Below are 9,023 nucleotides of genomic sequence, written 5' to 3'. Positions count from 1 at the left end.
TTTCAGCTTGCGGATGATCTGCTCCGCGGTGTGCCTGGTGCGTTTCATGGTGAAGTCCCCGGCCCAGTCTGGCCGGCTGAGGACTCTCATTCACCCTGGACCGATTGCCGGGGTCCACGTCACTGCCCGTTGGGCTGGTATTCATCAGGCAACTACTGCGTCAAGAGCCGCTGATCCCCATGCTGCTGGCCAATTGCATCGGGAGTCCCTTTAGGTATAACACTCGCTTAGGCTCGAAACTCTTTTAGCGGGACTAGGACTCGACCTCGAGATCCAGCTGCTGACCCGGCTGTCTGGTCACCGTGATCTGCTCCACCCGCACCAGCCTGGGCTGCTCATCGGCCGCTGCCTCGTAGCTGCCTTTCACGCGCACGGCGGCATTGAGCATGCCGACGATCTGGCCGTGGTAGCGGGGCTCATAAATGCAGCGCATGCCGCTGCTGGCACCTCGCCCCCGGATCTCAAAGCGCCGAGCATCCAGGTCCACCTCCCGCACCACACCCTCGAACTCACCATTGCTCTTGAGGCGCCGGCTGCTGGGGGTGTTGAGGCTGCGGCCAAGGATCTGGCGGCTCTGCTTGGTGAGGGCCTGAGCCGGCCTCTGATTTGCATCGGGCTGCGGCCCGCTGAGGAACAGTTCGCTGATCGCTTTGTTCTGGGCGGAGGGTGCCAGGCGCCTGGCCGCCACCATCACCGTGTCGCGCACGGCGGGATCGGGGAACTGCTCGTAGATCTCATCGCTGATCTGGCCGTCCTGAATCAGGCGTGGAATCGCCGGCAGGCTCTGCACCGCCGTCTGCACCGCCCGGTAGAGGTCATCGCTCACCCCGGGCAGCACCGCCTGGCCGTCGGCACCCACATCTCCAGGCCGTGGCACCCGCATGCCCACCACCAGGCTGCCGTAGGTCACTCCCGCCAGCTGGGGGTCGAGATCGGCCGGCCAGCGCACCTTCTTCTCCTCCATCCCGGCGATCGCCTTGGCGACCAGCTGGATCTCTTTGCGCAGATTGCCAAACAGCGTCGTCACCAGCGACACAGGTGGTTCACGGTTGGCGACCCCCGGGCCGCGGTAACGGGCGATCAGGTCGGCATGGTCGGCCAGCAGGGCATAGGAAAAGTTGTTGCGGTAGTAGCGGGCCAGCTCTTGATAAAGGGGTTCGGTGAACGCCTGTGGATCGGCTCCTGCCCGACGGGCGAGCGCCTGGGCCCCCAGGATCTCCTGATGGATCAGGCGCGCCCTGGCTTCCATCGCGTCGAGCCAGGTGCCCATCAGTTCAACCTCACAACGCCTTTTGAGTGTTTGTGGTGGAGGCCTTTCTCCAGTAACTCCACAGTGTCGATCCCCTGGATCCTGCTCAATGCATCCATGCCGTAGGTCGCGGAATGGACATACAGCCGGATCTGATACCGAGAGCGCACTGTCTGATGAGAGGAATAGAGGTCAGCGCCATTCCAAAAGTGCTCTTCTGCGATCTCATCGAGAAGCAATACGACTACGATCTCAACCGGACTTTCATGTCGTGTCACGAAGGTGCCATCGAGCACCAGCGGTGCCTGCTGACCGGCGGCTTGCATCAGTTCAGTTTCCACAAACTCCCTGAGCTGAGCCAGTAGCCCTCTGCGGCAGTTGTTCCAACCGAACAACTCCTCCAGCTCTTCCATTGTGCAGAGATGGATGCCGGCCTCCAAATAGCCATGGGGATCAAAGCGTGGGGGCGCCATTCGTCAGGTGTCCTCAGTATTCCCATGGCTGACAGACCTGACGGGTTGTCTGGGCATGGCGCCGCGATGCTGGCCGCTTTATACCCAGACCACCAGCCTTTGGGTACCGGCTGATGTGCCTTTGCAGGTGCCCCCGGCCTGCAGCACGGCTGGACCTTGGCTTCCCCTACGGCGATCCTGGGCAGAGTCTGCGCAGCAGGCCCTGCCATCCCAGAGGCACACCCCGATGCCACGCTCCTCTGCCCTTGATGCCAAAGCCCTGCTGGCCCTTGGGCCGGAGCGCCTTACCGAGCTGCTGCTGGAGCTGGCCGCCAGCGACCCGGCGATCAAGCGCCAACTCAAGCTGGCCGTGGCCTCATCTTCCAGCCCCCAGGATGCCGCCGCCCAGGTGCGGCAGCGGCTGGTCACGATCGCCCGCTCTAGACGTTTCTACGAGCGCGACCAGCGCCAGCCGATTCGCAAAGACCTCACGGCCCAGCTCGACGCCATCACCGGTCCGATCGCCCAGGGCGATCCCGCTGCCGCCCTGGAGTTGCTCTGGCAGTTCCTGGAGCTGGGGGACAACGTGCTCGGCCGCTGCCATGACAGCAGCGGCCTGATCGGCGACATCTTCCGCGAGGCCATCCGCCAGCTGGGCCCGATCGCCGCGGCCGCCAAACCTGAGCCCTTGGCCCTGGCGGAGCAGGTGTTCGAAGCCTTCTGCCACAACGGTTATGGGGTGTTCGACGATCTGATCCAGCAGCTGAGCGAGCCCCTGGGCCCGGTGGGACTGGCGGCGCTCAAGCAACACTTCCAGCAACTGGGTGAGCAGCCGGTGCCGGTGCCGCCCAGGGAGCAGTGGCAGCAGGTGTCCTACGGATCCGGCGGCCCCACCTATGCCCACGAGCGGGCCGAGAGCTCACGCCAGTGGACCGTGAAGCTGGGCCTGCAGGCCGTGGCAGAAGCCAGCGGCGATGTGGATGGCTTCATTGCCCAGTACACCGCTGAGCAGCAGCGCTTCCCCCGCATCGCCGCCGAGATTGCAGGGCGCCTGCTGGCTGCCGGCCGCGCCGAGGACGCCCTGGGCTTCCTCACCAGGGCCACCCCCGATCGCTCTCGCTGGCCGGAGATGGCGTGGGAGCACGCCCACATCGCCGCACTGCAGGCGCTGGGGCGCAGCGATGAGGCCCAGACAGCCCGCTGGAACTGCTTTGCGCGCTGCCTTGACGGCAGCCTGCTGCGCGCCTACCTCGAGCAGCTGCCGGCTTTTGAGGACGTGGAAGCGGAGCAGCGGGCCATTGCGATTGCCCTGGCGTATCCGAGCCTGACCCAGAGCCTCTGTTTCCTGCTCAGCTGGCCCTCGGCCTTGGCGCAGACGGCCGAGCTGGTGCTGAACCGGCGCAGCGAACTGGAAGGCGCCCAGTACGAGGTGCTGGGTGCCGCTGCCGAAAAGCTGAGTAAAGACCACCCCCTGGCGGCCACGTTGGCCCTGCGCTCGATAGTCGATTTCAGCCTCGCCGAGGCCCGCAGCAGCCGCTACGGCCATGCGGCCCGCCACCTGCAGAGCTGTGGGCTGCTCAGCAAGCGCATCGAGGCCTGGGGCGATATCCCCAGCCACCAGGCCTACATGGCCGCCATCCGCACGGGGCATGGCCGTAAGAGTGCCTTCTGGCAGCGGATGCAGGAGCTGGGCCTGAGCTGATTCAGCTCTTCTCCTGTGGCGCCGGAAGGCCGCTTCCGAAGGGATCGGATCGCCTCCACCAGGGCCTTGCCGGACAGCAAGAGCAGGTCGAACTCAAACTCCAGGACGTGCAGGTTGCATGCCTTTCCGCTTCCTTGTAGTGCTTGTGGTCATGCCGCCACCTGCTGGTGCTGCACCAGGTAGGTCTCGATCCAGTCGTGATGACGCTTCTGCAGGATCCGATCGGCAATGGAAGTGGCCTCCTCCGGCACCTGGAAGCGCTTGCGGAAGGCCTTGGTGAACCCTTCCAGCACCGGCCGGGGCAGACCGCGCAAGGTGGCGAGGATCTGGCGGGTGGTGGCCGGGTCGAGGGGCGTCAGGCCAGGGTCGCCGCTGGCGCTTGGGGCAGCAGGCGTGGGGCGGCGATGGATCGATCGCGTGCCGTTGCTGGCGCTGGCAGGTGAAGGAGCGCTGCCCTGCCCTGCTGAGCTGGTCACCTCCCTCTGCTGCTTGTCGTAGAGCGCCAATCCGAAGGGATTGCCGAAGGTCATCAGCGCCCGCTTCATGGCGTCGGTTTCGGCCTCTTTGAGGGCGGATTCATGGGCCTGGCCCAGGTCGGTGTCGATGCCGTGGCCGGCGCCGCAGCCTTCTCGGATCAACTGGGCAGCTGAGCCCTCGCCGACGGTGATGCGTACGCGGGCGGTGTAGGTGACACCCCAGCCGGGTTTCTGGTCGCGGCCGATGGTGCGTTCGCTCTGGTTGACGCAGCGCAGGGCGACGGTTTGCCGCTGCCAGCCGTCAAAGCCAAAGATGCGGTTGGCCTCGGCGATCACCTGCCAGCCCTCCAGATAGCTGACGGAGCTGCGGCCTTGCTCGCGCTGGCGCACCTTGGCGCGATCCAGTGGGGCGGAGAGGGCAGTGATCTGCTCGGTGGAGAAGGTGCAGGTCATGGCGACAAGGGGTGAGATGGGGTAGTGGAGACGTGATGGAGGGATGGCAGGTGAGCGGCTCAGCTGGTCGCACCGAGAGGTGCGCTTGGCAGCGCAGCGGCGTCTGGGTCGAGGGGCTCGATCAGCAGCCAGCAGGGCGGCTCGCTGCAATAGATGTGATCTGGCGAGGGCCGGCGGCTGCCCTTGCGGGTGATCGGCACCACCCAGCTGCCCAACCGGCTCGACCAGATGTGCCCCCTGGGTGGGGTGCTTGTGGGGCTGTTGGTGGCGGTGGCGCTGGCGTAGCTGGAGAAATCCATGGCTCTGGTGATGGGGCGATCGGTGGCTGAGTGGGCTCTGGGAGGAGTGACGTGGGCCCGCTCCCGCAACAGGCCCGTGTGCAAGGGGGCTCTGCCCCCCTGCCCCCCGTCAGTGGATGCGCCAGCTGCGGCGGGAGAGGAGCTGGGCGCCGGTGATCTGGCGGCCGGCCTTGAGGGCCTCTTTGATGGCGGCCTTGTCTGGCTTGGTGGTGGTGGTGACGGCGAGCCACTCGGAATCGAGGGCCTCCTCGTCGTCGATCACGACGGCGGAGGACTTGCGGCTGCTGAGCTCGTGATTGGGGAACGAGAAGCGGGTGGCGCTGGGCTGCAGCTGGGTGAGGACGAACACAAGCGACTCCTCCAGGGCATCGGCCCGGCCGGCATCACACCGGGCCAGATCGCTGAGGCGCTTGGCCTGCTGCTGGCGGTAGGCGGCCTGGCCGCGCAGGTGCTCGATCACCCAGCAGGTGGCATCGGCTTTGGCTGAGAGGGCTTGCTTGTTGCCTTCTTCTGCGAGCAAGGCGGCTTCGAGCTCGGCGAGGGCTGAGGCGCGCTGCTCGGGGTCATCGGTTTCCAGCTGCTCGGCCAGCTGGCCGATGGCGGAGGTGAGCTCCTGGGCCTCGATGCCCAGCTGCCAGAGCGAACCGGATCTACCAGGCGCACCTTCCGGTGCGACTCGCTGGATAGGGCAGGCAGGGCCTGATGCCGATGGTGCTGCCGCTTGGGCAGGGGCAGCAACTGGAGCAGGGATGGGGGTTAGAACAGCCATGACGGCGAGAGGAGTAAAGGACGTGAGAAAAAATGCGGCGCCAACAGGCGCGGAAGGCTTCTGCTGAGGGATCAGCAGCGGACGGCGGTGGGAACGGCCAAGAGCCCGGCCGATGGACTGACTTCCACCACCGAGATCGGCACCGGAGAACTGGCAGCCATGCGGCGGGCTTGCTGCACCAGCGAGGCGGTGCCGGCACCACCGGGGAAGGCCAGCACCAGCACCGAGACCTGACAGCCAGGGGAGCTGTGGGCCACGGCCCGGGCAAGGGCTTGCTCCAGCAACTCCCGGTTGCGGATCGGCCCGGCGGCCCGGCCATGGCGGCGCCACTCGGCCGGCAGGGCAAGAGCTGACCAGCCCAGCTGCTGGGCAGCGCGACCAATGGCGCGATCCGCGCCGCGGGCACCGCCGTGGAGCAGCAAATGCACCAGCCGGCCACTGCTGAAGCCCAGCAGCTCAGCGGCAACCCGCTGATGGGGCCAGACCAGATCACGGCCGCCGCCGGCAACGATCACCAGCGATCGAGATGGTGCACTTGCTGGGCTAGATGAGAAACAAAGATCCATGAATCAGCTGCCAGAGGTGACAACTGATCGGGGCATCACACCGCAAGGAGAAGAGCGAAAGTGACGGCGAGATCAGGGGATTGGATTACCGCAGGCGATGGGCTTGGGGCCTTTGGCGCAGCCCTTATTCTAGCAGTATAAGTGCACTACAGAGCAGGCAAAGCGGCTGTGCTGCAATGGATCTAGGCAGGCGTGAGCGATCCGGCTTCACGGCAGATGAGCAAGAGAAAGGGCAACAAATCGAGCCCCAAACAACGATCGGCCGCGCAGCCGCGCGAGCAAGCCTGGCCGTGCACTCTGGCCACGCAACGGACCTGAGCGCCCAGCCACCGCAGCCGCGGGAGAGTGGCCTTGCCTGCCACCCTTCACAGGCCCCGGAGCGGTGGGCGGCGGCGGCTGGCCGATGCACGCCATGGCGCAGCCGTGGCACGCTGAAGGACGGCCGTTGCCGACCAAAGCCCTGCGGTGCCGTGTTTCACTCCCAGCGGACATTCCAGAACTTCACCAGCGGAATGCTTCGGTTGTGGATGAAATGCCCAGAAAACAAGTCCGATCCGTCGTTACTGCCGCACTGCGCTGTGTTGAACACCTACCGGGCTAACCGTGCCGCTGCTCGCTCGAAGGCGTCATCCACCACGTCATCGCCGCACCACTTGCTGTAAGCCGCCAGGTGTGTCTCGACACTGTGACCCATGGCAGCGGCGGCCACCTTCGGCGGCAGTTCGCAGATCAGGTGCGCACGGTGCGCATAGCCATGGCGGGCGGAATACAGGACCAACTTCTCTCCTGCCGCCTCGTACTCACGACGCAGATCTTGCCAGCGCCTGCGCCTGCGCATGTGCAGTCCCAGATCCTCAGCGCCATACCCGGGGCGCATCGGCGGTAGCAGCTGGGTCTTGAACCTCTCCACAAGCTTCCAGTCCTCAGCCCAGTCGTCGCATGGCAGCAAGCGCAGCGGCCTGGGCTTTGTCTGACCCCTGCTCGTGTTCTTGCAGTAGTTGCACCACAGGCGGCTGTCGCGCACCTCCAGGTGCTGGAGTTCCTCTGGCCTCAATCCATAGGCCGCCAGCAACTGAAAAGCGAATCTCCATCGGGGGTCGGTAATGGCCTCTACCAGCTCCAGGATGTGCATCACCTCCAGCGGGGTGGTGATCGCCTTAGCTTCCCTCTTGCGACCCACAAACGGATCGAGGTCGAGGGGGGGTGCCCACTCCGGCGCGAGCACCTCGTGATCAACTCCCCAGCGCAGCAGCGCTGCGGTCTGCTGAACCTGCATCTGGCGGCCACGGGAGCCGGGCTGATCGGCCCATCGGGCCGTGACGGCCTCAAGCAGTTCGCGGGGATTGGTTGGTGGTGTCTTCCCGGCAAGGACGGCCAGCAGCTCTGACATACGGCGCTTGTACGCGTTGTCCCAGGTCTGCGGCTTGATGGCACCGCTGCTTAACTTGCGGGCCTTGAACCGCTCCACCAGGGCAGGCCAATCAATCGGGCCGGCGGCCTCTGGGCTTGCTTGCTCCTCCGACGCCAGCGCGGCGGAGATAGCCCGGTCGAGGGGCTTGCCATCGAGGTGGGCGGAGTGAATCGCCAACACGGTCTCTCGGATCACATCGGCTTGGTCCTGTGTCCATTCGAAGGGCAGCAGAACTTGATGGCGGCTGCCGGCGACATCGACCGTTAAGCGCGTGCGTCCACGCAGATCGGACACACGCCAGCCGCTGCTCGTGCCCCGCTGGGCGAGGGAGAGACGCAAGCCAGAACGCAGCACGCTGGCCCAGGTGCTCGAGGCCCTAGAACTGCCCATGTGAGCAAACAGGTGAGCAAATCGCCCCCTGAGATTGGCATAGGTTGTCGCCAGCTGTCAGCCGTTGGCAAGGTGAGTATCAGTGATACCAGTGCTTTTTGTCCTAAAGTTCAGTCGCTAACGGCGACTTGGCAAACTCCAAAAAGAGAGCTTTGGGAGCACTAGGTCGCAGGTTCGAATCCTGTCGCCCCGATTGACTTCTCAGGGATTAGCCGCTGATTCTGCGGTCAAAACGCGGTCAAAACCCCACTCCCCCCTGAGCTTCGCCCGCAGCAGCTCGTGGCGGTCCTAGCTGTCGAGCAGCCGGAGCTGGTGAGGATGCGTAGCGTTGGCTCATGAAGCAGCTGCCCGGTAAAGCAAGGCCGAAATGGCTAGTGGCGGTTGCTCAGGGCATCGCGGCTGTCGTGTTTGTAGCCATGACCGCCAGCATCCTTCCGGTGCTGCTGATCGCGAGCCTTCTGGCAGCTCTGTTGCTGATTCCTGTGATGCGCCAGCTCCGCAAAGAGGTGGAGCGGACTGCGGTGACCCTCAACACGCCCTCGAGGGAGGAAATGGTTGACATCACGCCGCTCCACCAAAGATTGCGGCAGGAGTTCTTGCTGTTCATGCGCCGCCGCCGATAGGCGCACGATCATGCTCATTCCCAGTCTCCGTGCTCCTCCCGGAGCCATGCCCGCAGCTGCGCGATGGGATTCCCTCGATCGTCGCTCCCGGCTGCTGGGGTCTCTTTGGCGGTCACCTGGATCCGGGCGAGACGCCGGAGCAGCCCCAGGCGACTGAGCTGGTGATGGTGCACCACATCCACCGGCGCACGGCCCACGTGTTTCGGGCCGAGCTGTCGGTGCCGCTGGAGCGACTGACGCTGCTGGAGGGTCAGGACATGGGAGGAAATGGTTGGGAATCGACGCAGAGTGCACCTCTTGAGGAGCGCATCAACCCACCATCACGGGGTGATAAGCGAGGCCTATGGCTGCGATCAGGTCTGCTGCTGATCCACAGCAGGTCCTCGGCGGCTAAGGACTGTGAACTGGTGTTAAGCTGAAATGAGCGAGCGGATTTCCGCATCGCACCTATCTACCGCTCTTCTGCCAACGCCTCCGGGCAGAGGCCAGCCGAGCACTCTCCCAACCGTTCTCATGACAACCACAATTCAGCAGCGCCAAGGCGCTTCTGCGTGGAACCAGTTCTGCGAGTGGGTCACCTCCACCAACAACCGCCTGTATGTGGGCTGGTTCGGTGTGCTGATGATCCCCTGC

Annotated in this window: 10 protein-coding genes and 1 pseudogene; 4 read left to right on the top strand and 7 right to left on the bottom strand. The window is 65.0% G+C overall.

Going from position 1 to position 9,023, the window contains the following annotated elements; all coding sequences use genetic code 11:
* Positions 1-253: 253 nt before the first annotated feature.
* Complete coding sequence (locus tag KBY70_RS14235; RefSeq protein ID WP_254988954.1) at positions 254-1,270, bottom strand: hypothetical protein; 1,017 nt, start codon at positions 1,268-1,270, stop codon at positions 254-256.
* Positions 1,270-1,722 (bottom strand): DUF6932 family protein, encoded by a 453-nt coding sequence (locus KBY70_RS14230; RefSeq protein ID WP_409996074.1) that lies wholly within the window; start codon positions 1,720-1,722, stop codon positions 1,270-1,272. The genes KBY70_RS14235 and KBY70_RS14230 overlap by 1 nt, the downstream gene beginning before the upstream one ends.
* A 226-nt stretch (positions 1,723-1,948) precedes the next feature.
* Between KBY70_RS14230 and KBY70_RS14225 the strand changes: the two genes are divergently transcribed.
* Entirely contained in the window at positions 1,949-3,403 is a 1,455-nt protein-coding gene (locus KBY70_RS14225) for a DUF6880 family protein (RefSeq protein ID WP_254988952.1), read from the top strand.
* A gap of 149 nt (positions 3,404-3,552) precedes the next feature.
* Here the strand turns inward: KBY70_RS14225 and KBY70_RS14220 are convergent, their stop codons facing one another.
* The 5 genes from KBY70_RS14220 to KBY70_RS14200 all read right to left on the bottom strand — a co-directional run bounded on the left by KBY70_RS14220 (position 3,553) and on the right by KBY70_RS14200 (position 7,716).
* Positions 3,553-4,332 carry an RAD52 family DNA repair protein gene (locus KBY70_RS14220; RefSeq protein ID WP_254988951.1) on the bottom strand — a complete coding sequence of 260 codons (780 nt, stop codon included), beginning with the start codon at positions 4,330-4,332 and terminating at the stop codon, positions 3,553-3,555.
* A gap of 59 nt (positions 4,333-4,391) precedes the next feature.
* Entirely contained in the window at positions 4,392-4,631 is a 240-nt protein-coding gene (locus KBY70_RS14215) for a hypothetical protein (RefSeq protein ID WP_254988950.1), read from the bottom strand.
* 109 nt (positions 4,632-4,740) lie between these two features.
* Entirely contained in the window at positions 4,741-5,400 is a 660-nt protein-coding gene (locus KBY70_RS14210) for a siphovirus Gp157 family protein (protein ID WP_254988949.1), read from the bottom strand.
* Positions 5,401-5,471: 71 nt separating this feature from the next.
* A complete protein-coding gene (locus tag KBY70_RS14205) occupies positions 5,472-5,915 on the bottom strand; it encodes an SLOG family protein (RefSeq protein ID WP_254988948.1) in 444 nt (147 codons plus the stop codon).
* A gap of 640 nt (positions 5,916-6,555) precedes the next feature.
* Positions 6,556-7,716, bottom strand: coding sequence for a hypothetical protein (locus tag KBY70_RS14200; RefSeq protein ID WP_094561692.1), 1,161 nt, complete (start codon positions 7,714-7,716; stop codon positions 6,556-6,558).
* Positions 7,717-8,102: 386 nt separating this feature from the next.
* On the opposite strand from KBY70_RS14200, the gene KBY70_RS14195 reads away from it, so the two are divergent.
* The 3 genes and pseudogenes from KBY70_RS14195 to KBY70_RS14185 form a co-directional block, all read left to right on the top strand.
* Entirely contained in the window at positions 8,103-8,390 is a 288-nt protein-coding gene (locus KBY70_RS14195; protein WP_094561693.1) for a hypothetical protein, read from the top strand.
* Positions 8,391-8,419: 29 nt separating this feature from the next.
* Positions 8,420-8,809 (top strand): hypothetical protein, encoded by a 390-nt coding sequence (locus KBY70_RS14190; RefSeq protein ID WP_254988947.1) that lies wholly within the window; start codon positions 8,420-8,422, stop codon positions 8,807-8,809.
* 94 nt (positions 8,810-8,903) lie between these two features.
* Positions 8,904-9,023, top strand: a pseudogene (locus KBY70_RS14185) (photosystem II q(b) protein); the annotation flags it as partial.

The sequence above is a fragment of the Cyanobium sp. ATX 6E8 genome, from assembly GCF_024346335.1.
Taxonomy (GTDB): Bacteria; Cyanobacteriota; Cyanobacteriia; order PCC-6307; family Cyanobiaceae; genus Cyanobium_A.
This window is presented reverse-complemented; position numbering and strand designations above follow the sequence as displayed.